The following is a 24,825-nucleotide window of genomic DNA, read 5'->3' on the forward strand; positions in this document are numbered from 1 at the left end:
ACCCTCAGGATCTGCCAAATAATTTACCACGACACATTTCCTATTTCAGAGTCGTTATCCACCATACACAACCTGTCGGGTCTTCAAACCCGGCACTTCTTGTATCATCATCTTCGTTCATGGGAAACATTAACGGAACCGCCCCTCTTTCCAATGCTTTATAAAAAGTAGCATCCGTATCACTCACATAAATATAGAATGCCGATGTAGACGACACATCTCCTTTTACAGCCTGCGTAATAATTATTGTAGCATCACCGACACGCAACTCAGAATATTCTACCTGCTTCTGCTTATCCAGTTTCCGGATCATTTCTTCAGCGTTAAATATCCCCCGTGTAAAATCTATGAATTCATCAATATTCTCCAGCATCAAAAAGGGCATCAGTTGCTGATGCCCCACCGTAATTTTTGTTCTTTTCATCTTGCACCAACTTTTTGAGTTAGTGCTTTAACGATCGGAATCAAAGAATATTGAACACAAGGTTTATTTCTTGTTCATATACTCTTCTATTTCTTCTATTTCTACCGGGATGTTCTTCATTAAATTCAAAGGCTCTCCATATTCCTGAATTACAACATCGTCTTCAAGACGGATTCCCATATTTTCATCAGGAATATAAATTCCCGGTTCGACGGTAAAAACCATATTGGCCTTCATAGGGGTTTTTAACTCACCATAATCGTGAGTATCCAGACCTAAGTGGTGACTTGTACCATGCATAAAATACTTTTTATATGCCGGCCAGTTCGGATCTTCATTCTGAACGTCGGCCTTATCCAACAAGCCAAGCCCTAAAAGCTCAGAGGTCATAAGCTTGCCAACCTCTTCATGATAAGCCTTCCACATGGTACCCGGCACCAACATTTTAGTTGCTTCATTTTTAACTCTGAGCACCGCATTATACACCTCTTTTTGTCTTTGCGTAAAACGGCCGCTCACCGGGATCGTTCTGGTCATATCGCTTGCATAATTAGCATATTCAGCCCCCACATCCATTAAAAGCAAATCGCCGTCTTTACATTCCCGGTTGTTTTCTATATAATGCAATACACATGCATTAAACCCTGAAGCCACAATAGGTGTATAGGCAAAGCCCCTGGATCGGCTCCTTAAAAACTCATGCATGTATTCTGCCTCAATTTCATATTCCATCACTCCCGGTTTCACAAATCCAAGCACCCGCTTAAACCCTTTTTCTGTAATACCGCAGGCATGCGCCAACAGGGCGATCTCTTCAGCTTCTTTTACCCCTCTTAACCGATGCAGGATCGGATTACTCTTTTCCCATTTGTGTGCAGGATATTTTTCTTTACACCATTTAATAAAACGATCTTCGCGAGTTTCAGTCTGTACAGCTATACCTCCCCTGTAATGCTCGTTGGTATTAAAATAAACGGTATCTGCTTCAGTCATTAATTCAAAAAAGATCTTTTCAAACTCGGAAAGCCAATATACCGTCTTAATTCCCGAAACCTCATAAGCCTTTTCCTTACTCAGTTTCTCACCTTCCCAAATAGCGATATGCTCATTGGTTTCCCTGACAAACAAAATTTCCCTGTGCTTTTCTTCGTGTGCATCGGGGAACAGCAACAGTATCGTCTCTTCCTGGTCAGCTCCGGATAAATAGAAGAGATCCCTCGCTTGTTCAAACGGAATGGTCGAATCCGCTCCAATCGGATAAATGTCATTGGAATTAAAAATGGCTATGCTTTTTGGCTTCATGGCAGCCATGAACTTTGTTCTATTTTTTACAAAAAGATTTTTGTCTATCGGATGATATTTCATAAGAATACTGTTTGGAAACAAATTTATACATTTGGTAATGAATTACATATTAATCCTATGCTAAAAATGCCTCTTCTCCGGCTGTTCCTATTTCTTTCCATTTCATCAAACTCAACAGCCCAGACCAAAGCACCTTACCGGTTATACGATCACAAAGGAAAAAAGGTCTCCTATAAGAAAATGCTCCACCATCTCTCAAAAGCACAAATCATTCTTTTCGGCGAACTTCACAACAACGCTACTGCTCACCGGCTTGAATACAAAATAGCCTCCGACCTTTCACAGGAGTACCACTTGATGCTTGGAGCTGAAACGTTTGAAACAGATGACCAACGCCCCCTGAACGACTATCTTTCTGATAAGATTGATGAAAAAACAATGGGCTCCACCATAAACCTCTGGCCTGATTACTACACTGACTACAAACCATTAGTGGAATTAGCAAAAAAGAACAACATACCGTTTACAGCAACCAATGTACCCCGAAAATACGCAAGCCTGGTTTTTAAAAAAGGGTTTTCAGCACTTGATTCTTTGCCTGAAACAGAGAAAAAACTCATGGCAGATATACTGATTCCATACGATTCCGATTTACCTTCATACAATGCCATGTTAAAAATGATACCCGGTCACGGAAGTGAAAACCTCCCGAAAGCACAAGCGATTAAAGATGTGGCTGTGGCTCATTTTATTTTAAAAACCCTGAAAGACAACTCCTTATTCATTCACTATAATGGCTCATCCCATTCTAACAACCACGAAGGGATCGGGTGGTGTCTTCGAAAAAAAGACCCGTTCTTAATCATAGAAACGATCAATATTGTAGCGTAGCAGCCTCTTAAAAAAGGAAAAAGAGGAACACCTAAACTCAGCTGATTACATCATTGTTGCCGACAAAGACATGACCAAAACACATTAAGAAAATCGTTAAACTTTATTTAATGTTTTTGAGATTTTTTTAACAATCTTTAATTTCAACCACTAGAAAACAACCTTCATTATGAAAAATTATTTACTTCTGGCCGCAAGTGCCCTGTTCCTGAACCCAATGCAGGCTCAGCAGCCGGCTACCAATTCAGACAAAATACTACAAGGGCTCTCAGATATCAAAACCATACAACAAAACTCCCTTATAAAAAACGTGCCTCTTAAGAATATTGGTCCGACAATTATGAGTGGCCGCGTTGTTGACCTGGATGTAAATCCGGCCGATCCAACCGAATTTTATGTTGGATATGCTTCAGGAGGCGTTTGGTATACAAATAATAACGGTACCAGTTTCACTCCGATAACGGAGAAAGCTCCAACAATGAATATAGGCGACATTGCTGTTGACTGGAATACAAAAACTATCTGGGTCGGAACAGGAGAAAATAATTCTTCGAGATCTTCTTATGCCGGTATCGGTATCTTAAAATCATCCGACCAGGGAAAAACATGGAACCATGCCGGGCTCCCTGATTCGCATCATATCGGGCGGATAATAATAAACCCGAACAACCCGGATGAAGTAGTGATCGGCGTTACCGGACACCTGTATTCGAAAAACGAAGAAAGGGGTGTTTACAAAACAACGGATGGGGGAAAAACATGGAAAAAAACTCTTTTTATAAATGATGAGACCGGGATAATAGACCTGTCCATTGCTCCGGACAATTTCAACATCATGTATGCCGCAGCCTGGAAAAGAGATCGTAAAGCCTGGAATTTTGTAGGCAGCGGGAATGATTCCGGCATCTATAAAAGTACCGACGGAGGCGATTCGTGGACTCTTCTGACGACCAAAGAATCAGGATTTCCCACAGGCGATGGCGTTGGACGAATTGGGCTGGCTGTATTTGACAGCAATACGCTATATGCCGTTCACGACAGCCAGTTTCACAGAGATAAAAAGGAGAAAGATTTAAATGAGCCTGATAAACTCACTAAAGAAGACTTCAAAACCATGTCAGCAGCTCAGCTCATGGAGCTGGACAATAAGAAGCTTAATGAGTTCCTTAAGACCAATGGCTTTCACGAAAAATACCGTGCACAAAATGTAAAACAACTTGTCAGCACCGGTTCTGTTAAACCTGCCGATCTGGCAAAATACCTGGAAGATGCCAATGCCCTTCTCTTTGACACGCCCGTTATTGGTGCTGAAGTATATAAAAGCACCAATGGAGGAAAGACATGGAGAAAGACCAACGACGAATATATTGACGGTCTTTTCTACAGCTATGGCTATTATTTTGGTGAGATCAGAGTAGATCCTGGCAATGTAAACAGACTTTATATAGGAGGTGTACCACTTGTAAAGTCGGATGACGGTGGAAAAACATGGGATATCATAAGCAAAGAAAACGTACATGCCGACCATCAGGCCCTTTGGGTTAACCCAAATAAACCAGGTCACTTGATAAATGGTAATGACGGCGGTGTTAACATCACCTATGATGATGGCGAACACTGGATCAAGAACAACACCCCGGCTGTCGGACAATTTTACGCTGTTAACGTAGATAACCAAAAACCGTATAAAATATACGGCGGCCTACAGGATAATGGCGTTTGGATGGCTGCCCATAATGCTCGGCAAGATCAAAGCTGGAAACAATATGGAGCATACCCCTGGAAAGAACTTATGGGAGGCGACGGGATGCAGGTACAGATAGACAACAGAAACCCTAATGTTATTTACACAGGATACCAATTCGGAAATTATTTCAGGATAGAACTGGATAAAAACGAAAAAACATACATCCAGCCTAAACACCAACTCGGTGAAAGTCCATACCGGTTTAACTGGCAAACTCCCATTTTACTGTCCTCTCACAATCAAGACATCTTATATTTAGGAGGGAACAAACTAATGCGTTCGATGAACCGGGGTAATGACTGGACAGCCATATCCGGCGATCTCACAAACGGCGGGAAACCCGGAAATGTAGCGTATGGCACCCTGACAACCATCTCAGAATCTCCTTTTGAATTTGGCCTGATCTATACCGGAAGCGATGACGGCCTGGTACACCTGACCAGAAATGCCGGAGGAAACTGGAAACTGATATCTTCGAGCCTGCCTAAAGATTTATGGGTGTCGAGGGTTGTGGCTTCCAGCCATAAAAAGGAAAGGGTCTATGTCTCCCTAAACGGCTACCGATGGGATGACTTCAACACCTATGTTTATATGAGTGATGATTACGGAAATACCTGGAAAAATATCAGCTCGAACCTGCCTATCTCTCCTGTGAACGTTATCAAAGAAGACCCCGAAAACGAAAACTTATTATATCTCGGAACAGATAATGGCTTATACGTATCATTCGACAAAGGAAATTCATGGGAGGCCTTCAGCAAGAACCTGCCTAAGGTAGCTGTACATGACCTGGCCATACAACCAGACGCGAAAGACCTTATAGTAGGCACGCACGGACGAAGTATTTATATAGCAAACATAGAGCAATTACAAAGGCTAAGTCCAGAAGTTCTAAGCAGCAAGGTATACACTTTTGACATTGACGATGTAAAGCATTCGCAGGCATGGGGAAGCAGCAGATCAAGATCCTCTGAGACATTTGAGCCAAATGCCAAAATTGCCTTCTACACTGCAAAAAAAGGAAGTTCTACCATTAAGATATCAACTCATAATGATATTACAATCAATTTATTTGAAACAGAAACGGACAGAGGAATCAATTACTTTGACTACGACCTCACTTTTTCTGAGAAAGGCAAAAAAACATTTGATAAAAAGAACAAAAACATCACATTAAAAGAGGCTCCAAACGGAAAATACTATCTTCCGAAAGGAAAATACACAATCGAAACCTCCACAAACGGAGGTACAAGCAAAAAGCAATTTGAGGTAAAATAAGCGAAAAGGTTTTTTAAAACAACGACTCGAATAGAAAATTCAGACGCGGACACATTTCGATAATCTGCCACTTGGGAGCAATCCGAAAAATCGTTGTCCATCAAAAAAACGGATGTTTCAATAGGAGAAGAATACCCTGTGTTTATTTAATAAACGTATAGTTACTTTAAAACAGGTCAGGCTCTACCTTATAGCAGGGTAGGGATCTATACGAGGAATGCGCAAGGAATGCAGGGAGTATCTATATAGGAGGTACGGACTTTGAACGGACTTGAATGAACTTTTTTTGTTTATCGGGAGTGAATTTGCCTTATTTCAGAATAATAATCCAGTTGTATTATGAAGATCAACAATATACTAAACAGCTTCTAAAATCACTTAAAATGATATTACTTTAAATTAGCATTCGATTTTTAACAAGGTTATAGACAATAACTCGCTGATATAAAATCGTTCAGGATATGGTTCAGGGCTTGAGGAGTGTTGCATTTTTCCTGTACAGGTTAGCCCAATTTTCCACAAACTCAACATGTTAAACATGATCTGTCATTTCTCGACAGATTTAAAAAATATCGTAATTTATAACACAATTCAGGCGATCTGTACAGATCGCCTGAATATTGAAAACCAACGCTTTTTAAACTAACTTAATTTAACTTACAACAAATAACTATGTAAGGTTTATTTGGTCTTCCAAACTTAAACACTTAATCGACTCAAAACCAGGGTATATTTCCCCATTATCTACCGTAATTACCTCCTTTTACCATTATATTTCAATCGTTTTAGCCGCTATCTCCGGTTTACTTTAAATTCATTCTAAATTGTCTGCAAAACAGATATTAAAGTTTGTTAATGAATGAATGGTACAGTATTTTTGTTTTTCAATAAAAATAATCTACTAATGAGCGGAATTTTAAATTCATCAATAGCAAGAAAGGTTGCAATGGCACTTTCTGCTATATTCTTATTAATCTTCCTTTTACAACACTTTTTAATAAACTTTACATCTGTTTTCAGTGAAAACCTGTTCAATGAACTCTCTCATTTCATGGGTACGAACATTTTAATTCAGGCGATCATGCAGCCTGTTTTGATTTTTGCTGTAGTTTTTCACTTTGTAATGGGTTTTATTCTGGAAGCCAGAAACAAAAGTGCTCGTAAAATCAAGTATGTTAACTATAATGGTGGTGCCAATTCATCATGGATGTCGAGGAACATGATTTACAGCGGACTTGTAATCCTGGCTTTTCTTGTTTTACACTTCATCGATTTTTGGATTCCTGAAATGAACTATAAGTACATTCAGTTCAATCCTGAAGACCCTACCCGTTACTATGGAGAACTGGTTCATAAGTTCGAAAGCCCAATAAGAGTCGGTGCTTATGTTGTGTCTTTTGCCTTACTTGCACTGCACCTGTTGCATGGGTTTCAGTCTGCATTTCAATCTGTAGGATGCAATGGCAAGTATACATCTGCTGTAAAGGCATTCGGGAAATATTTTGCAATCTTGATCCCATTAGGATTCATTTTCATTGCACTTTTCCATCATTTTAACCACTAAAGATCAATTCAAATGGCAACATTAGAATCTAGAATACCACAGGGGCCTTTAGCCGACAAGTGGACAAATCATAAAAATCATATCAACCTGGTAAACCCGGCCAATAAGCGTAATATTGATGTTATTGTAGTCGGAACCGGTCTTGCCGGAGGTTCTGCAGCAGCTACATTGGCAGAACTAGGATATAACGTAAAGACATTCTGCTATCAGGATTCTCCTCGCCGTGCACACTCGATTGCCGCACAGGGAGGTATCAATGCAGCGAAAAACTACCAGGGAGACGGCGACTCGACTTACCGTCTTTTCTACGATACCGTAAAAGGCGGCGATTACCGTGCTCGTGAAGCTAACGTATATCGTTTGTCCGAAGTATCTGCTAATATCATCGACCAGTGTGTTGCTCAGGGAGTGCCGTTTGCGCGTGAATATGGCGGTTTATTGGATAACCGCTCATTTGGTGGTGTATTGGTATCCCGTACTTTCTACGCTAAAGGCCAAACAGGACAGCAGTTGCTTTTAGGCGCCTATGCAGCGATGAATCGTCAGATCAATCGCGGTAAAATAGAGTCATTCAACCGTCACGAAATGCTGGACATTGTGATTGTTGACGGCAAAGCCCGTGGGATTATTGCCAGAAACATGGTAACCGGAGAAATTGAAAGACATTCTGCTCACGCAGTTGTAGTTGCTTCCGGCGGATACGGGAACGTGTTCTTCCTTTCTACCAACGCCATGGGAAGTAACGTAACTGCATCCTGGAAAATCCATAAAAAAGGAGCTTATTTTGCTAACCCTTGCTTTACGCAAATTCACCCGACTTGTATCCCTGTTTCTGGAGACCATCAATCGAAACTCACATTGATGTCTGAATCACTCCGTAATGACGGCCGTATTTGGGTGCCCAGGAAAAAAGAAGATGTTATAGCCATCAGAGAAGGCAAATTGAAACCTGTTGATTTAGCTGAAGAAGACAGAGATTATTACCTGGAAAGAAGATACCCGTCGTTTGGTAACCTGGTACCTCGTGATGTAGCCTCAAGAGCAGCTAAGGAACGTTGTGATGCCGGATTTGGTGTAAACGCAACCGGAGAAGCTGTATTCTTAGACTTTAGTTCTGCCATTATGAGATACGGAAGAGAGCAGGCTGCAATTCACGGTAACCACAATCCAAGCGACAAAGAAGTAAGAGAATTAGGCGAAAAGGTGGTGGAGAACAAATATGGCAACTTGTTCCAGATGTACGAGAAGATCGTAGATGAAAACCCGTACAAAACGCCAATGAAGATTTATCCTGCCGTACACTACACCATGGGAGGCATCTGGGTCGATTACAACCTGATGACAACTATCGAAGGATGTTATGCCATCGGGGAAGCCAACTTCTCTGACCACGGCGCAAACAGATTAGGAGCTTCGGCTCTAATGCAAGGCCTTGCAGACGGTTATTTTGTTTTGCCTTATACTATAGGCGACTACCTGTCAAAAGATATCAGAACCGGAAAAATACCAACCGACACTCCTGAGTTTGATGAAGCCGAGAAAAATGTCAGAAATCAAATCGATGCTTTGATCAACAACAACGGAACAAACTCTGTCGATCATTATCATAAGAAACTTGGTAAGATCATGTGGGACAAGTGCGGTATGGCCAGAAACGAACAAGGTCTGAAAGAAGCTCTTGAAGAGATTAAAGCGCTACGTGAAGATTTCTACAAGAATGTTCGTGTGACCGGAAGCGCCGAAAGTAAAAATTCTGAATTGGAAAAAGCGCTTCGCGTTGCCGATTTCTTAGAGTTAGGAGAACTATTCGCTAAAGATGCGCTGCATAGAAACGAATCTTGCGGCGGTCACTTCAGAGAAGAATACCAGACTGAAGAAGGTGAAGCGTTGCGCGATGATGAAAACTTTAAGTATGTTGCTGCATGGGAATACAAAGGAGATCCCCGTGAAGCAGTTCTTCACAAGGAAGACTTGGAGTATAAAAATATCGAATTAAAAACAAGAAGTTATAAATAGATATCAGTATTGAGATAGGAGATGTTAGACTAACTGCTCAAAACTCAATACTCAATACTAAAATCTAAATATTATGAATCTTACATTAAAAATATGGCGTCAGAAAGACGCAAACACAAAAGGAAAGATCGTTGATTACCCAATCAGTGATGTATCTCCCGATATGTCTTTCCTTGAAATGTTAGACGTCCTGAATGAACAGCTTGTTGCCAAAGGTGAAGAACCGGTTGAATTTGACCACGATTGTCGGGAAGGTATTTGCGGAACTTGTTCATTACAAATAAACGGGGAACCGCATGGTCCGGACAGAGGTGTAACCACTTGTCAGCTCCACATGCGTATGTTCAAGGATGGTGACACTATCTTTATTGAACCTTTCAGGGCAAATGCTTTCCCTGTAGTAAAAGATTTAATTGTTGACAGAAGTGCTTTTGATCGCATTCAACAGGCAGGTGGTTATATTTCTGTTAACACTTCCGGTAATACCATTGACGCTAATTCAATTCCGGTAAACAAACACGATGCAGACAAATCATTCGATGCGGCTACCTGTATAGGGTGTGGGGCCTGTGTTGCAGCCTGTAAGAATGCCAGTGCCATGTTATTTACCTCGGCTAAAGTATCTCAGTTTGCCTTATTGCCGCAAGGGCAGGTAGAAGCTACCGATCGCGTTATGAACATGGTACGTCAGATGGATCTTGAAGGTTTTGGTAACTGTACCAATACCGGGGCTTGCGAAATTGAGTGCCCTAAAGGAATTTCTTTAGAGAATATTGCCCGTATGAACAGAGAATACCTGAAGGCTTCTGTAAAATAATTGAGATTTTAAAACTCTTTATATAAATCCCGGACTATTCTGTTCGGGATTTTTTATTTTTAACCAATGCAAAGTACCATTCTCCAAATAAAAGATCTCTCCATTGCTTTTAAAGCAGATAAAAAATACAATTCCGTTGTAAAGAACGTATCGTACAGCCTCAATAAAAATGAGATCCTAGGCATTGTTGGGGAATCGGGGAGCGGTAAATCGGTGAGCTCACTGGCTATTATGGGCCTATTGCCTGCAAAAACATCAAAAATCGACAAAGGCAGTATTCATTTTGAAAGCAGAGAAATAACCGCCCTAAAGAACAAAGAATACCAAAAGATCAGGGGCAAGGAAATAAGCATGATCTTTCAGGAGCCCATGAGCTCTTTAAATCCATCCTTAACCTGTGGATTTCAGGTTATGGAAATTCTTTTACAACACACATCATTATCGAAAGAAAAAGCCAAGGCACAAACCATACTATTATTTGAAAAGGTAAAACTACCAAGACCTGAATCTGTTTTCGATAGTTATCCGCATCAAATAAGCGGTGGTCAGAAGCAACGTGTTATGATCGCCATGGCAATTGCCTGTAAACCAAAAATACTGATTGCTGACGAACCAACGACCGCTCTGGATGTAACAGTTCAAAAAGAGATCATATCGCTCCTGAAGGAAATACAGCTGGAAACCGGCATGAGCATCATATTTATCTCACATGACCTCTCTTTGGTCTCTGAAATAGCCGACAGGCTTATCGTTATGTACAAGGGCGGGATCGTCGAACAGGGATACGCGGAAGACATTTTTAAGAACCCGCAACATCTATACACAAAAGCACTCCTTAACTCTCGTCCTCCACTGGATAAAAGACTTAAAAAGCTCCCTACCATCAAAGATTATCTGGAAGATACTTTTGATCCCGTTATAATCTCAAAACAAGAAAGGGAGCTACTACATAACGAACTTTACAGCCGGCCACCATTATTAGAAGTCGTTAACCTCGAAAAAGAATACTTCTCCAAAGCCGGCCTTTTTAAATCGTCATCTTTCAAAGCCGTTGATGACATAAGCTTTAAGCTTTATGAAGGTGAAACGTTGGGCCTGGTAGGTGAAAGCGGTTGTGGAAAATCAACACTGGGCAATGCTATTCTCCAACTGGACAAAGCAACTGCAGGAAAAGTTTTCTATAAAGGAAACGACATTACCCGACTCGGTAAAAATGACCTGAGGGCATTACGGAAAGAGATCCAGATCATTTTTCAAGACCCGTACTCATCGTTAAACCCGCGCATCCCGGTCGGCAGAGCGATTTCTGAACCCATAAAAGTACACGGACTATACAAAAATCCGAAAGAGATCAAACAAAAGGTTTTAGAAATTTTAAAACGTGTCGGCTTATCGGAAGAACATTATTATCGTTATCCACATGAGTTTAGTGGTGGACAGCGACAGCGCATCGGTATTGCAAGAACTATCGCACTCCAACCCAGGCTTATTGTCTGCGACGAGTCCGTTTCTGCTTTGGACATCTCTGTTCAGGCACAGGTTCTCAACCTTTTAAACGAATTGAAAGAAGGCTTTGGATTTACCTATATATTCATTTCACACGATCTCGCAGTGGTTAAATTCATGGCAGATCAATTACTGGTAATGAACAAAGGAAGGATTGAAACTATAGGCGAAGCCGACACTATATACAACAATCCTTCCTCCGAATACACCAAAAAGCTTATCGACGCAATACCTAAAGGAGGTTAAAGCATCAATAATTTTTTAGCTCCCGCAAATAAACTTTTAATCAACACCTGCGTAGAAATAACTTTGGTGTAAAAATTTTTAATCAAGGCAGAAAATGTTCTTCGTTTCCTGCCTTCAAGTGAATAGATCATACTCATAACGCTAGGCAAATTTGGGTTGTAATGTTAATATACAAAACAAACTCTAATTCATCCGCTAAAAGCATAAAAAATCGATAAAACACATATTATACTTCCATTTCAGGAATGTTTTCACCTGCCATGAGCCTTCCTTCTGTTGCCTGTCTGATCTCATCAACAGACACTCCCGGAGCCCTCTCCAATAACTTAAACCCTTCATTTGTTACTTCCATCACAGCAAGGTTCGTCACGATCTTTTTCACACAATGCACACCCGTAAGGGGAAGTGAACATTTTTTTAACAACTTGGATTCTCCTTTCTTATTGGTATGCATCATTGCAACAATAATATTCTCCGCTGAGGCCACCAGGTCCATCGCTCCCCCCATTCCTTTCACCATTCTGCCGGGGATTTTCCAGTTTGCTATATCGCCATTTTCTGCTACCTCCATAGCGCCCAGAATCGTTAGATGTACATGTTTTCCCCTTATCATCCCAAAACTCAACGAGGAGTCGAAGAAGCTCGCTCCGGGCAATGTGGTGATCGTTTGTTTTCCTGCATTTATAACATCTGCATCTTCCTCCCCTTCAAACGGGAACGGCCCCATCCCCAGGACACCGTTCTCACTTTGAAATTCAACAGAAATATCGTCTCTTACATAGTTTGCTACCAAAGTTGGAATTCCTATCCCTAGATTAACATAATAACCATCCTTAACCTCTTTAGCTATGCGTTGTGCTATTTGTTCTTTCGATAAACTCATAATCCTTAATCTCTTTTTCTTACAGTTCGTTGCTCAATTCTTTTTTCGAATTTATCTCCTTGGAAGATTCGCTGTACAAAGATTCCCGGAATATGTATCTGATTAGGATCTAACTCCCCGGCAGGCACTAATTCTTCAACTTCAGCAACAGTAATTTTTGCGGCTCCACACATTACAGGATTAAAGTTACGTGCTGTTCCTTTGAATATGAGATTACCGGCTTCATCACCTTTCCATGCTTTTACAAAAGCAAAATCGGCTTGAAAAGCATGCTCAAGAACATACATTTTACCATCAAACTCTCTCGTCTCTTTACCTTCGGCGACCTCTGTACCATATCCTGCCGGTGTATAAACAGCAGGCAAGCCCACTTGTGCCGCCCTGCATCGCTCTGCTAAAGTCCCTTGCGGGATTAATTCGACGTCGAGCTCACCGCTTAACATCTGTCGCTCAAACTCATCGTTCTCTCCCACATAAGAGGATATCATTTTTTTGATCTGATGTTTTTGCAATAGTAGCCCCAGCCCAAAATCATCTACCCCGGCGTTATTGGAAATACAAGTAAGATCCTTGATTCCCAAAGCTACCAGTCTGGATATACTATTTTCGGGAATACCACACAAGCCAAAACCTCCAAGCATAAATGTCATCCCATCGCCAACTCCTTCGAGAGCTTCGGACACTGTATTTACTTTCTTTTTGATCATTCGTTAAAATTTTACAGGGAAATTACGAATATTTCAAGAAATTGCCATGTTAAAGGAATAAAATCAAAGGTCTGTTTGTTAACAATAACCGATGGCAGCTCAGAGAACTATACAGATGTAGAATCTGTCAGGATACAACCTGCCTGCTGCATAGCTGCTAAGGCCTCGTTACCGTCATCAGGATCGATGTTTACCGCTTTAACGGCATCTGTCAGCACATACGTTGTAAAACCTTTTTTAACAGCATCAATAGCAGATGACTTTACACAGTAATCGGTGGCCAGACCGGCAATATATAATTGATCGATATGATGTTCTTTAAGATAATCGGACAGGTCAATATTATCTGCTTCAAATGCAGAATAGCCATCATCTGAAGTCCCTGTTCCTTTCAGGAACACCTGTTGGATATGACTTGTATTCAGTGACGGATGAAATTCGGCCCCTTTAGAAAACCGAACACAATGAACCGGCCACTTTTTAAAATGTGCTGTTCTTTCAGGATGCCAGTCTTTTGATGCAATTACCAGATCAAATCTGTGAACCACCCTATTAATATTCTCTGTCACGCTCTCCCCGTCCTTTACCTCGAGGGCTCCTCCTGTACAAAAATCATTCTGAACATCAACTATCAATAAGGCTTTCATGAAACTTAATTTAAAAATCTATATCGATTTCATCTTCCGGTTTAGTTTGATCGCCTTCCTCACCGGCTTTATTACAGTCTACCCTAATCGTAAGCTCTTCAGGCTCTTTAAATGCGGCCTTCGAAACTCCCAAATCTTCATTTTCATAACACTTCCTCATATAAAGCCCCCATATAGGCAATGCCATACTGGCCCCTTGTCCGTAGGTGATGGTTCTGAAATGAACAGACCTGTCTTCTCCACCGACCCAGACAGCAGTTACAAGGTTAGGCACCATTCCCATAAACCAACCGTCACTCTGGTTGTCTGTCGTACCCGTTTTTCCGGCTATCGGATTTGTAAAGCCATATGGATATCCGGTGATAACTTCTTTGTATACCGGGGTGTTTGTTGCCCATTTGTGTCTCAGGCGCGTACCAGACCCTCCTTGAGTAACGCCTTCCATCAGCTTAACGGTTGTATAAGCCACTTCATCGCTGACCACGTCGCGGGTTTCAGGCACATATTCATAGAGAACCGTTCCGTTTTTATCTTCTATCCGGGTTACCATAACCGGTTTAACATACACTCCCTGATTTGCAAAAGTACCATAAGCCCCTACCATGTCATAGATCGAAATATCCGGAGTTCCCAGACCAATGGACGGCACCGCCGGAATCTCTGCTTGAACCCCCAGTTTTTTAACAAGGTTAACTACAGGCTGAGGTCCTATTTTTTCCATCAGTCCTGCTGTGATCGAATTTTTAGAATTAGCCAGACCGCTCTTTAGGGTCACCATCTCTCCTGAGAACTTCCCGTCGGCATTTTTAGGACACCAGGGTTCGGGGTTCCCAAACCTGTCCTTTTCTATACATACCTGTACATCCGGCAATGAATCACAAGGCGAGAGATGTAACTGATCTATGGCGGCAGCGTAAACAAACGGCTTAAAAGTAGAGCCCACCTGGCGCGCCCCCTGTTTTACCTGGTCATACTGGAAATGCCTGTAATCGATCCCCCCTACCCAGGCTTTCACATGCCCTGTCTGGGGTTCCATCGACATCATCCCTGTACGTAAGAACTTTTTGTAATACCTGATCGAATCAAGTGGTGTCATCAGTGTATCAATCTCACCTTCCCAGCTAAACACGGTCATCTCTATCTCTTTGTCGAAAGACGCCCTGATCTCTTCATCTTTCTTTTTAAGGTCGAATTTCATATGCCTCCAACGCTCAGATTGCTTCATAGAACGCTCTAAAAGATTATCGATCTCTTCGTTTGTAAGACCTAAGAATGGTGCCGTTTTATTTCTATCCGGCGTATTCTGATGAAAAAATTCTGCTTGCAATCGTGGCATATGCTCATGTACTGCTTCTTCTGCATATGTCTGCATACGAGAATCAATAGTGGTATAGATCGTTAAACCGTCGAGGTAGATATTATACTTTTCTCCATCCGGTTTAACGTTCTTAGGGTCGCCTGCCCATTTCTTCAACCAATCCCTTAAATACTCTCTAAAATAAGTGGCGATCCCTTCTCTATGCGATTCAGGGTGAAAATTTATTTCTAGAGGAATTTGCTGAAGAGAGTCTTTTTCTGTTTCGGTAAGAAGATCATTTTTTTCCATCTGACTCAGAACTGTATTTCTACGATCTAAGGTCAACTGTTCCCTTCTAAAAGGATTATATAATGATGAATTTTTTAACATCCCTACCAGCATCGCTGATTCCTGCACGTTCAGATCTTTAGGCTCTTTTCCAAAATATATCCTTGCCGCAGACCTAATTCCGTCACCATTGTACCCGAAATCATATTGATTCAGGTACATGGCAACAATTTCTTCTTTAGTATATTGCTTCTCTAAGCGAACAGCAATAACCCACTCTTTCACTTTTTGGATAACACGTGCTACGATGTTACTCGACGCTCTTTCTGTAAATAATAATTTGGCGAGCTGTTGTGTAATGGTACTTGCCCCTCCTTTACTCCCCATATAGACAAGGGCCCTGAGGGTACCCCGGGCATCGATCCCCGAGTGTTCGTAATAACGTTCATCTTCCGTTGCTATTAATGCATGTACCAAATGGTCCGGCAATTCATCAAAACTCACCGGTGTTCTGTTAGCATCTAAATAAAATTTCCCCAGAGTTTTCCCGTCCGAAGAAACTATTTCTGACGCCAGATCGGTTTGCGGGTTTTCTAACACTTCAAAGGTTGGCAGTTTACCAAAGACTCCCCAGGAAGCCAGTAAAAAAATCAATATTGCACCACCAATCGCTCCTGCAAATAAAAACCAGAACCATTTAATATATTTCAGGAAACCATTATTTCCTTTTTTTTGTTTAGCAACAGCCTTTTTTGCCATTTTATTTATTGTTTGCTTTTTCTATTTTAATTCCTACGTCTGTTATTCCTTTCAGGCTTTCTATCCCCTCTACAGAACCCATTTTACGCATGGCCTGCTCAACCGAAATACGGTATGTTCCGCTATCTGGAAAAATCACGTTCTCTTTATACCACAACTTGCTTTCTTTTAAAGAACTAAATCCTTTTCCCAACCATTCTCCATCCGGCCTGGCCATTTCATATTCTAACGTATCGGTTATACTTTCATTGTTCGGAAAATCAAGATTCACTATTAAAAACAGGTTGCTGTATTTATAATTCTCATTATTCCTAAGGTTGAGAAAAATATGATACGGCCGGATCGTATCCGGAGCTTTAAAAGTAAACACCTTTATATCTTCTTTATCCCAACCTCCTTCAACTGACCGATATTCTGAATACACTCCGGCAGGGTCGCACGCAACGAAACAAATGAAAATGAGGAAAAACAAAGAAATCCTAGCCATTTTTAGATCTTTTCCTGTTGCTGTTGTTTCTTCGTCTTTTATTTTTCTTTTTGGCACGAACATTTTTCGGCTTATCGAAACGCGTAAGGCTATCCTGTCCGACCACGTTTTCATAAGAAGCATCTTTATTATCGTCTTCCAGCAATTCAGCTGCATACTCTTCCAGGCTTGCCACAGGCTTCCTCTTCTTACTCAACTCTATAATTTCGTTGACCTGCTGGACGGTTAGCTTATGCCAGGCTGCCGGTTCATCGAGATAACAGAACCACATCAGGCCTTTAAAAATATCTATTTTCTGACATGCCGCAAGACCTTTCTGGGTTTTGATCCTCACATCCTGATCAGGAAAGTCTTTCAACGCATCCAGATAGGCGTCCAGTTCATAGTTTAAACAACACTTCAGTTTACCGCACTGACCTGCCAGTTTCTGAGGGTTTAGCGATAACTGCTGATATCGGGCAGAGGCCGTATTTACCGACCTGAAGTCTGTTAGCCAGGTTGAGCAGCAAAGTTCGCGCCCACAAGACCCTATCCCTCCGAGGCGTGCGGCTTCTTGTCGGTATCCGATCTGACGCATTTCGATCCTGATACCAAATTCACGTGCCATGTCTTTGATGAGTTGACGGAAATCAACCCTGTCTTCGGCTGTATAATAAAATGTGGCTTTAGATCCGTCGCCCTGAAACTCTACATCAGAAAGCTTCATCTGAAGCCCTAAGGCCAAAGCAAGTTCCCGGGATTTTTTTTGAACTTCCGGTTCTTTATCCCTGGCTTCATGCCAGATATTAATATCTTTTTGTGAGGCTTTGCGATAAACTTTAGGCAACACCTCACCCCCCCAATCTACCTTCTTTTTCTTCATCTGGACCTTAACCAGTTCTCCGGTAAGGGTAACGATCCCTACATCGTGACCCGGGGCGGCCTCGGTAGCCACCACATCTCCAATAGATAAAGTGAGATTTTCAGGATTTCTGAAGTATTCTTTCCTGCTATTTTTAAATCTGACCTCTACACAGTCAAATCGTTCTTCGCCTGCCGGGAGCGCCATATTAGACAACCAGTCAAAAACAGTAAGCTTATTGCAACCATCATTTCCACACGTTCCATTATTCTTACATCCACGTGGCAGCCCATCCTTACCGGTGGCACAACTGCTACAACCCATAATTTTATATCGTTGATCTGCTAATCCCCAGTAAATGAGTGCTAACAGAGTAGGTTCATAATTAATTACTCAATGTTGTAAAGATACAATTAATTATAACTGAAGCAAAAACTAGCTTTCAGCTACATTCTTCTTAAATCTAAGTGCCTCTGAGCGGCCTTTTTTAAAGATTGCATTGCTTTTATACTGCCCTTTACGCAGCTTTTTTTGTGCTTCGTAAGGAAGAGCTACAATCTCTTTACAGCTTTCTGAACAACAACTATCCATTTGAGAAGCACATTCCTCACATTGAATAAACAAAAGATGACATGCCTCATTAGCACAGTTGACATGTGTATCACATGGTTTTCCGCACTGATGACACTGGGCAATTACATCTGTTGAAATTTGCTCGGACCTGCGCTCGTCGAAAACAAAATTCTTTCCTATAAATTTATTTTCAAGTCCTTTTTCATTCACCTGCCGGACATAATTGATGATCCCTCCTTCTAACTGGTACACATCCTTAAAACCTTTGTGCTTAAAATATGCGCTGGCCTTTTCACAACGAATACCCCCGGTACAATACATCACGAGTTTTTTATCTTCTTTATGCTCACCCAGATCTTCTTCAATGATCGGTAATGAATCACGAAAAGTATCCACATCAGGGGTCACTGCATTTTTAAAATGTCCTATCTCACTCTCATAATGATTCCTCATGTCGACCAAAACCGTATCTGGGTCTTCTATAAGTTCATTGAATTTTTCAGCATTTACATGTGTACCAATAGCCGTCACATCAAAAGTGTTGTCATTAAGTCCGTCTGCTACTATTTTTTTACGGACTTTCACCTTCAACTTTAAAAACGAGAAGTTATCTTGTTCAACAGCAATGTTCAGACGAACGTTTTCAAGAAATGAAATAGAATCTAAATGATTTTTAAACGCTTTAAAATGATCTGCCGGAACCGACAACTGAGCATTTATACCTTCGTTAGCCACATATATTCTACCCAAAACATCCAACTCATTCCACGTAATAAATAAATGGTTTCTAAAAATTTCAGGATTTCCAATGTTGGCGTACTTATAGAAAGAGATTGTTAAACGGTCTTTTCCCGCTTCTTCAATTAATGCAGCTCTTTCTTCAGCACTTAAATTATTGTACAGTTGCATGCTATACTATTTTTAAGTTAAAAGAATCGTTTTCTATATTTTCTTGGTAGAAATGATTTTAACAGGACAGGCTTTTTGAGCTTCAACACATTCTTCAAAGATACTGTCATCATGCGATTTTAAGGTAAAAAACCCTTTTTTGTCTGTTGAATGCAATAAAACAGATTTACCATCCTTTTTTGACATCTGAAATTGCCCGGGTGCCATTTCCACACAATAATTACACCCTATACATTTTGCCCTTTGCAGCGTTACAACTACCATCAGGCCTGAACTATTTTATACAACTTATCAGATAACCGGACTCTGAACTTCGTTGGGAAAGTACAGGAATCTCCTTTTTTAGCTACATCCAGTTTTGCATCGTTCACCATCATTTCAGTTAACTCAAATTCTTCCACCCCTGTCGTAGGCCCGGTAATTAAAAGCTTATCACCGATTTTAATGTCATAAGCCTCAATTTTAAACTCAGCCACACATGCCTTTGGGAAATAATGCATCCCTTTACCTACATAAACTTTCTTCTGTGTTGCCTGAGATCCGGGTCCGTCGCTCCACTCTCCAAGCTTCTGCCCAAGGTAATAACCACTCCAAAAACCGCGATTATACACTTTTTCCAAAGACTCCATCCACCCGGCAACCTTTTCACTATTGTAAGTCCCTTCATAATAAGCATCAATAGCCTCGCGATAGGTTCTAATAACGGTTGCCACATATTCAGGTGCCCTGCCCCGGCCTTCAATTTTCAATACCTTTGCCCCGGCGTCGATTACCTGATCTAAAAAATCAAGCGTACAAAGATCTTTTGGCGACATCATATATTCATTATCGATCTCTATCTCAAATCCACTTTCCTGATCAATAACCGTGTATTTCTTTCTACAATTCTGCTTACATGCCCCTCTGTTCGCAGATGAATTATGAGAATGCAAACTCAGATAACATTTTCCTGATACGGCCATACACAACGCTCCGTGACCAAATATTTCAATTTCAACCAAATTACCCGACGGCCCTTTGATCTGTTCTTTTTCTATTTGTTCTGTAATTTTCCTGACCTGCCTCAGACTTAGCTCCCGGCTCATCACCATTGTATCGGCAAACATGGCATAGAACCGAACCGTTTCAACGTTGGTGATATTAATCTGAGTCGAGATATGAACTTCCATCTCTATCTGCCGCGCATAAGCGATCACAGCCTGATCCATTGCTATTACAGCAGTAATTTCAGCTTCCTTTGCTGCATCCAACACGGTCTTTATAATAGAAAGGTCATGGTCATACACGATCGTATTTAACGTAAGATAGGTTCTCACCCCGTACTCCTTGCACCTTCGGGCTATTTCCGGTAAATCTTCCAGAGTAAAATTAATACTGGCCCTGGCCCTCATATTCAACTGCTCCACTCCAAAATCTTACTTATCAGCACCATTCACAATTGCTGCCTGCAACGATTCAAAGTTACCTGCGGGTGCCATAAGTTCTATCCTTCCAGAATCTGTCATTACACTGATTATTAAAATCTTACTTTCGTTTTGCGCGGCAAAGATAATCATTTAGAAACAAAAAGCGCCTCATATACATGAAGCGCTTTTCACAACCGGCCTGTTACTTTAAAAACCATCTTACCTAACCATCAAACATCTTAGCCTTAAGAGCAACCCGACCGGTTGACAATCTAATTCTTATAGTCGGGTTAATTACATATACCTAACACAACTTTAAACCTTGTTATAGTTAAATATTCCTTAAAATAAATCTCTTGACCAGCTACTAATAAAGATAAGAAATTCTATGTTTAAAAACATTGAAAAACATGTTAATGTTTATACTTTACCAACAACATCACTCACTGACAATGAAATGTTCATTTATTGTACTGCCGGCTTAAACATGTATAATTTCAGGGGGTGTATTTTACCGATAAATAGGATTAAATATTCATCGGTATAAAAAGAAAATAGTATTTTAGCACGATTCATTAATTCACAGAAAAACACAATCATGGGTTCAGATAAAGAAGCAAAATTAAAAGCGCTCAAGCTTACGTTAGACAAGCTGGATAAGGCATATGGGAAGGGTGCTGTAATGAAGTTAGGAGATAGTGCTGTTGAAGAGGTAGAAGCCATCCCAACAGGATCATTGGCGCTAGATATTGCATTAGGGGTCGGCGGTTATCCCAGAGGAAGGGTTATCGAGATATTTGGTCCGGAATCTTCCGGTAAAACAACCTTGACACTACACGCCATTGCAGAGGCACAAAAAGCTGGTGGAATTGCCGCTTTCATTGATGCTGAACATGCATTCGACAGGTTTTATGCCGAAAAGCTGGGAGTAGATATTGATAACCTTATCATATCTCAACCCGATCATGGTGAGCAGGCCCTGGAAATTGCCGATAACCTGATTCGCTCGGGAGCCATCGATATTGTAATTATCGATTCGGTTGCAGCATTGACACCAAAAAGCGAAATAGAAGGGGAAATGGGAGACTCTAAAATGGGACTACACGCCAGGTTAATGTCTCAGGCTCTCAGAAAACTCACTTCAACGATCAGCAAAACCAAATGTACCGTAATCTTTATTAATCAGCTGCGTGAAAAAATAGGGGTCATGTTTGGAAATCCGGAAACCACCACCGGGGGTAACGCACTGAAGTTCTACGCCTCAGTTCGATTAGATATCAGGCGTTCTACGCAAATAAAAAGTGCCGATGGCGATGCGGCAGGACATAAAACACGTGTGAAAGTAGTTAAAAACAAGGTGGCTCCGCCATTTAGATCTGCCGAATTCGACATTATGTTCGGGGAAGGAATTTCGAGAGTTGGCGAAATTCTCGACATGGGAGTTGAATATGAGATCGTTAAAAAGAGTGGCTCTTGGTTTAGTTACGGAGACACAAAACTAGGTCAGGGCAGAGACGCAGTAAAGACCCTGCTACAAGACAATCCGGAACTAATGGAAGAACTGGAAGAAAAAATACGAGAAGCTTTAAAAGCCCTTCAAAATTAAAGTCCCGATCACTTCGGGATTTTTTTATACCCTAACGCAACCTTTTTCCCTCCCCTTCATCTTAAAAGAAAAAACATTTATCAAAAAGCAGTTTTATTAAAAAGATGAAAAAGATTAAATTTTTGGTTGTTGCATTAACGTCTTTGGTTTTAACTTCGTGTTCACTGGATGATGATGAATCGAACTTTCACTTTGAAGCTATGTCAATTACTGAAATTGACCTGCCGGAAAGTTTTGTCTATGGTGAAAAATATGAATTCAAAATCACTTATGAAAAACCATCGTCATGCTATCAATTTCTAACGTACGATTACGTACACAGCGGAAATCTGGAAAGAACTATAACGGCTGTTGCTTCGGTTTACGACGACAGATCCTGTACCGAACAGGTTTCTTATGAGACAACGGTATTGCCGTTTGAAGTCAGGTACAAAGGAACCTATACGTTTAGGTTTTGGACAGGAATAAATGATGAAACCGAAGAAGACGAGTATATTATAGTGGAAGTTCCTGTTGAGGAAGACTCCACGGCAGAACTTTAAATAATAATATAATTAACACCTCAATACTTGAGTTTAGAAGAACTCATAGACCGATGTAAACAAAGTGACCGGAAGGCACAGGAAGAACTTTACAGATTGTTTTGCAATAAGCTATATTCATTGTGCCTTAAATATTCGCGTAATGAAGCTCAGGCCCAAGACAATTTGCAGGATAGCTTTGTCACTATTTTTAACAAAATAGATCAATACAGTTTCAAAGGTTCTTTTGAAGGCTGGCTAAAACGAATAACCATTAACACCTCGTTACAGAAGTACAGAAGTGAAGGTGTTTTCGATATTGTAAGTGAGGTAGCAGAAGAAGACGGCACGGTAGAGATTGAAGACAACGATATTAGCCTTGATTATTTACTGGCTATTATCCAGGAACTTCCGGATCGTTACCGCATTACGTTTAACTTGTATGTACTCGACGGTTATTCTCATAAGGAAATTGCCGGGATGCTGAATATAACCGAGGGTACCTCTAAGTCGAATTTAGCCAGGGCACGTGCCAACCTTAAAGAGAGAATAGAACAGGACCATTTAAAAAAAAAGGTGAATTCAATATAAAGAATGAGCAATAAAAGAAATATAGATCGACTGTTTCAGGAAAAGTTTAAAGACTTTGAGGCTTCGCCTTCGAAAGATCTGTGGAAAGACATTGAAGCTCAGCTGGACAACAAGAAAAAAGACCGGAAGGTGATTCCTTTTTGGTGGAAACTTGGTGGTATCGCTGCCGGCCTGGCTCTCTTAATTACAATAGGCTACACTGTCAGACAAACAGATTCTTCTGCGAACCCTGTTGAGGTGACTGATACCGAGAACAAAGCTTCCGATTCCTTTGTAAACGGTTCCGAAAACACCGAAGGTGCTATCGTAAATACAAATAACGACAGCTTGATAGATAACGTTAACCCGGCCGACAAAACAGAGGCCCGCACCCCTGTTCATGACAGCAATACAACAAATTCTTCTATCTCTAAACCTTATAAAAAGGAACAGGAAGAAGCCTATGCCATACGTCAGGACAAAGAGAACCACATCACCAACAATACAAAAGAGGGTATAGCCGCAACCCAAACACAGTCAAACGATGTGCTCCAGAATAAAAAAACAGGGAGGAACATAAATAAAGAAGATTCCAAAACGTTAAAGAACCCTTTAAACAAACCAGAGGAACAAAAAGAAGTTGTTGCCGTAAATGATACCAATGATGGGAAAATGTCAATTTTTGATGCTATTGAAAAAGAAAAAGAAGTAGTTGCCAATCAAGGTCGAAAAAACAAATGGAGCTTGAATCCAACAATAGCTCCTGTATATTACAATTCGTTTTCCGGCAACTCCCCGATACATTCTCAATTTGACGGCAACAACAAATCGGGGAATATTAACATGAGTTACGGACTAAATATAGCTTATCAGATCAATGATAAGTTATCTATCCGGTCGGGCCTCAATAAGGTAGACATGGGCTACAATACTAACAATGTTGAGTTTTCTCCGGCCAGTTTTAATGCAGAAGTTATCACAAACATTGCTTTTGCCAATGAATCGACAAGACTCAATGTTAGTAACGATCTTAATAAAAGTATGATTTCCACGGCTCTGGAAACGCCTTTAAAAACCAATGCCGTTTACGACGGATCCATGAATCAGCAATTTGGTTACATCGAAGTTCCTTTGGAATTAAAATACAGGGTGTTGGATAAAAAACTGGGTGTAAACCTGATAGGAGGGGTAAGCTCTTTATTTTTAACCGACAACAACATATCCCTTGAAGGTACAGATGGATTAAGAACCAAAATGGGAGAAGCAGTCAATCTTAACAGCACTAATTTCAGCACCAATTTTGGCATAGGTTTTGATTATAAATTTTCGAACAGGTTCCTGATTAATATGGAACCTATGTTCAAATATCAATTGAATACATTTTCTAGTGGAAATAACGGCTTTAAGCCTTACACACTAGGTGTTTATACAGGTTTTAGTTTTAGGTTTTAGTTGGTTAGGTTTTATTCATTGCTTTTCAAGCAATGGTATGCCGCAAAAAACGCCTCGTGGTTGGGGCGTTTTTTACTTTTACCGG

At 40.8% G+C, this 24,825-nt stretch carries 20 protein-coding genes and 1 pseudogene; 10 read left to right on the forward strand and 11 right to left on the reverse strand.

The window, feature by feature from the left end; translation table 11 throughout:
• Nucleotides 1–40: 40 nt before the first annotated feature.
• Nucleotides 41–424: a VOC family protein gene (locus MQE36_RS04690; protein WP_242938019.1), complete on the reverse strand. Its 384-nt coding sequence runs from the start codon at nucleotides 422–424 to the stop codon at nucleotides 41–43.
• A gap of 63 nt (nucleotides 425–487) precedes the next feature.
• Nucleotides 488–1,789, reverse strand: coding sequence for an aminopeptidase P family protein (locus tag MQE36_RS04695; protein WP_242938020.1), 1,302 nt, complete (start codon nucleotides 1,787–1,789; stop codon nucleotides 488–490).
• Between the two features lie 57 nt (nucleotides 1,790–1,846).
• Here MQE36_RS04695 and MQE36_RS04700 point away from each other — a divergent pair, with 57 nt between their 5' ends.
• The 6 genes from MQE36_RS04700 (at nucleotide 1,847) to MQE36_RS04725 (ending at nucleotide 11,794) form a co-directional block, all read left to right on the forward strand.
• Nucleotides 1,847–2,620, forward strand: a complete 774-nt coding sequence (locus MQE36_RS04700; RefSeq protein WP_242938021.1) for a ChaN family lipoprotein — start codon at nucleotides 1,847–1,849, stop codon at nucleotides 2,618–2,620.
• 169 nt (nucleotides 2,621–2,789) lie between these two features.
• Nucleotides 2,790–5,645, forward strand: a complete 2,856-nt coding sequence (locus tag MQE36_RS04705; RefSeq protein ID WP_242938022.1) for a WD40/YVTN/BNR-like repeat-containing protein — start codon at nucleotides 2,790–2,792, stop codon at nucleotides 5,643–5,645.
• Nucleotides 5,646–6,549: 904 nt separating this feature from the next.
• Entirely contained in the window at nucleotides 6,550–7,209 is a 660-nt protein-coding gene (locus tag MQE36_RS04710; protein WP_242938023.1) for a succinate dehydrogenase cytochrome b subunit, read from the forward strand.
• A gap of 12 nt (nucleotides 7,210–7,221) precedes the next feature.
• Nucleotides 7,222–9,225, forward strand: coding sequence for a fumarate reductase/succinate dehydrogenase flavoprotein subunit (locus MQE36_RS04715; RefSeq protein WP_242938024.1), 2,004 nt, complete (start codon nucleotides 7,222–7,224; stop codon nucleotides 9,223–9,225).
• 73 nt (nucleotides 9,226–9,298) lie between these two features.
• Entirely contained in the window at nucleotides 9,299–10,042 is a 744-nt protein-coding gene (locus MQE36_RS04720) for a succinate dehydrogenase/fumarate reductase iron-sulfur subunit (protein ID WP_242938025.1), read from the forward strand.
• 66 nt (nucleotides 10,043–10,108) lie between these two features.
• Entirely contained in the window at nucleotides 10,109–11,794 is a 1,686-nt protein-coding gene (locus MQE36_RS04725) for an ABC transporter ATP-binding protein (RefSeq protein WP_242938026.1), read from the forward strand.
• A 226-nt stretch (nucleotides 11,795–12,020) separates the two neighbouring features.
• On the opposite strand, the gene MQE36_RS04730 is transcribed toward MQE36_RS04725, so the two are convergent.
• The 9 genes and pseudogenes from MQE36_RS04730 to MQE36_RS04770 form a co-directional block, all read right to left on the reverse strand.
• The gene (locus MQE36_RS04730; protein ID WP_242938027.1) at nucleotides 12,021–12,677 is read right to left on the reverse strand and encodes a CoA transferase subunit B; all 657 of its coding nucleotides are present in this window, start codon (nucleotides 12,675–12,677) and stop codon (nucleotides 12,021–12,023) included.
• 5 nt (nucleotides 12,678–12,682) lie between these two features.
• On the reverse strand, nucleotides 12,683–13,384 hold the full coding sequence (locus tag MQE36_RS04735) for a CoA transferase subunit A (protein ID WP_242938028.1): 702 nt from the start codon (nucleotides 13,382–13,384) through the stop codon (nucleotides 12,683–12,685).
• Between the two features lie 107 nt (nucleotides 13,385–13,491).
• Nucleotides 13,492–14,031 carry a nicotinamidase gene (locus MQE36_RS04740; RefSeq protein WP_242938029.1) on the reverse strand — a complete coding sequence of 180 codons (540 nt, stop codon included), beginning with the start codon at nucleotides 14,029–14,031 and terminating at the stop codon, nucleotides 13,492–13,494.
• 10 nt (nucleotides 14,032–14,041) lie between these two features.
• On the reverse strand, nucleotides 14,042–16,375 hold the full coding sequence (locus tag MQE36_RS04745) for a penicillin-binding protein 1A (RefSeq protein WP_242938030.1): 2,334 nt from the start codon (nucleotides 16,373–16,375) through the stop codon (nucleotides 14,042–14,044).
• Between the two features lies 1 nt (nucleotide 16,376).
• Nucleotides 16,377–16,862 (reverse strand): gliding motility lipoprotein GldH, encoded by a 486-nt coding sequence (locus MQE36_RS04750; protein WP_242938031.1) that lies wholly within the window; start codon nucleotides 16,860–16,862, stop codon nucleotides 16,377–16,379.
• The gene (locus MQE36_RS04755) at nucleotides 16,855–18,027 is read right to left on the reverse strand and encodes a PSP1 domain-containing protein (RefSeq protein WP_242938032.1); all 1,173 of its coding nucleotides are present in this window, start codon (nucleotides 18,025–18,027) and stop codon (nucleotides 16,855–16,857) included. Before MQE36_RS04755 ends, MQE36_RS04750 begins: the two co-directional genes overlap by 8 nt.
• Nucleotides 18,028–18,138: 111 nt before the next feature.
• A complete protein-coding gene (gene trhO, locus MQE36_RS04760; protein WP_242938033.1) occupies nucleotides 18,139–19,185 on the reverse strand; it encodes an oxygen-dependent tRNA uridine(34) hydroxylase TrhO in 1,047 nt (348 codons plus the stop codon).
• 33 nt (nucleotides 19,186–19,218) lie between these two features.
• The gene (locus MQE36_RS04765; protein WP_242938034.1) at nucleotides 19,219–19,449 is read right to left on the reverse strand and encodes a ferredoxin; all 231 of its coding nucleotides are present in this window, start codon (nucleotides 19,447–19,449) and stop codon (nucleotides 19,219–19,221) included.
• Nucleotides 19,449–20,690, reverse strand: a pseudogene (locus MQE36_RS04770) (peptidase U32 family protein). The gene MQE36_RS04765 and the pseudogene MQE36_RS04770 overlap by 1 nt, the downstream one beginning before the upstream one ends.
• A 499-nt stretch (nucleotides 20,691–21,189) precedes the next feature.
• Here MQE36_RS04770 and recA point away from each other — a divergent pair.
• From recA to MQE36_RS04790, 4 genes are all read left to right on the forward strand, one after another.
• The gene (gene recA / locus MQE36_RS04775) at nucleotides 21,190–22,197 is read left to right on the forward strand and encodes a recombinase RecA (RefSeq protein WP_242938035.1); all 1,008 of its coding nucleotides are present in this window, start codon (nucleotides 21,190–21,192) and stop codon (nucleotides 22,195–22,197) included.
• Nucleotides 22,198–22,301: 104 nt separating this feature from the next.
• Nucleotides 22,302–22,739 (forward strand): hypothetical protein, encoded by a 438-nt coding sequence (locus tag MQE36_RS04780; RefSeq protein WP_242938036.1) that lies wholly within the window; start codon nucleotides 22,302–22,304, stop codon nucleotides 22,737–22,739.
• Between the two features lie 27 nt (nucleotides 22,740–22,766).
• The gene (locus tag MQE36_RS04785) at nucleotides 22,767–23,309 is read left to right on the forward strand and encodes an RNA polymerase sigma factor (protein ID WP_242938037.1); all 543 of its coding nucleotides are present in this window, start codon (nucleotides 22,767–22,769) and stop codon (nucleotides 23,307–23,309) included.
• A 3-nt stretch (nucleotides 23,310–23,312) separates the two neighbouring features.
• Nucleotides 23,313–24,740, forward strand: a complete 1,428-nt coding sequence (locus MQE36_RS04790) for a PorT family protein (RefSeq protein WP_242938038.1) — start codon at nucleotides 23,313–23,315, stop codon at nucleotides 24,738–24,740.
• Nucleotides 24,741–24,825 lie beyond the last annotated feature (85 nt).

The sequence above is a fragment of the Zhouia spongiae genome (assembly GCF_022760175.1).
Classification (GTDB): domain Bacteria; phylum Bacteroidota; class Bacteroidia; order Flavobacteriales; family Flavobacteriaceae; genus Zhouia; species Zhouia spongiae.

Coding starts and splice junctions, on each gene's coding strand:
- MQE36_RS04690 (WP_242938019.1), bottom strand. CDS start 424: ATGAAAAGAACAAAAATTACGGTGGGGCATCAGCAACTGATGCCCTTT.
- MQE36_RS04695 (WP_242938020.1), bottom strand. CDS start 1,789: ATGAAATATCATCCGATAGACAAAAATCTTTTTGTAAAAAATAGAACA.
- MQE36_RS04700 (WP_242938021.1), top strand. CDS start 1,847: ATGCTAAAAATGCCTCTTCTCCGGCTGTTCCTATTTCTTTCCATTTCA.
- MQE36_RS04705 (WP_242938022.1), top strand. CDS start 2,790: ATGAAAAATTATTTACTTCTGGCCGCAAGTGCCCTGTTCCTGAACCCA.
- MQE36_RS04710 (WP_242938023.1), top strand. CDS start 6,550: ATGAGCGGAATTTTAAATTCATCAATAGCAAGAAAGGTTGCAATGGCA.
- MQE36_RS04715 (WP_242938024.1), top strand. CDS start 7,222: ATGGCAACATTAGAATCTAGAATACCACAGGGGCCTTTAGCCGACAAG.
- MQE36_RS04720 (WP_242938025.1), top strand. CDS start 9,299: ATGAATCTTACATTAAAAATATGGCGTCAGAAAGACGCAAACACAAAA.
- MQE36_RS04725 (WP_242938026.1), top strand. CDS start 10,109: ATGCAAAGTACCATTCTCCAAATAAAAGATCTCTCCATTGCTTTTAAA.
- MQE36_RS04730 (WP_242938027.1), bottom strand. CDS start 12,677: ATGAGTTTATCGAAAGAACAAATAGCACAACGCATAGCTAAAGAGGTT.
- MQE36_RS04735 (WP_242938028.1), bottom strand. CDS start 13,384: ATGATCAAAAAGAAAGTAAATACAGTGTCCGAAGCTCTCGAAGGAGTT.
- MQE36_RS04740 (WP_242938029.1), bottom strand. CDS start 14,031: ATGAAAGCCTTATTGATAGTTGATGTTCAGAATGATTTTTGTACAGGA.
- MQE36_RS04745 (WP_242938030.1), bottom strand. CDS start 16,375: ATGGCAAAAAAGGCTGTTGCTAAACAAAAAAAAGGAAATAATGGTTTC.
- MQE36_RS04750 (WP_242938031.1), bottom strand. CDS start 16,862: ATGGCTAGGATTTCTTTGTTTTTCCTCATTTTCATTTGTTTCGTTGCG.
- MQE36_RS04755 (WP_242938032.1), bottom strand. CDS start 18,027: ATGGGTTGTAGCAGTTGTGCCACCGGTAAGGATGGGCTGCCACGTGGA.
- trhO (WP_242938033.1), bottom strand. CDS start 19,185: ATGCAACTGTACAATAATTTAAGTGCTGAAGAAAGAGCTGCATTAATT.
- MQE36_RS04765 (WP_242938034.1), bottom strand. CDS start 19,449: ATGGTAGTTGTAACGCTGCAAAGGGCAAAATGTATAGGGTGTAATTAT.
- recA (WP_242938035.1), top strand. CDS start 21,190: ATGGGTTCAGATAAAGAAGCAAAATTAAAAGCGCTCAAGCTTACGTTA.
- MQE36_RS04780 (WP_242938036.1), top strand. CDS start 22,302: ATGAAAAAGATTAAATTTTTGGTTGTTGCATTAACGTCTTTGGTTTTA.
- MQE36_RS04790 (WP_242938038.1), top strand. CDS start 23,313: ATGAGCAATAAAAGAAATATAGATCGACTGTTTCAGGAAAAGTTTAAA.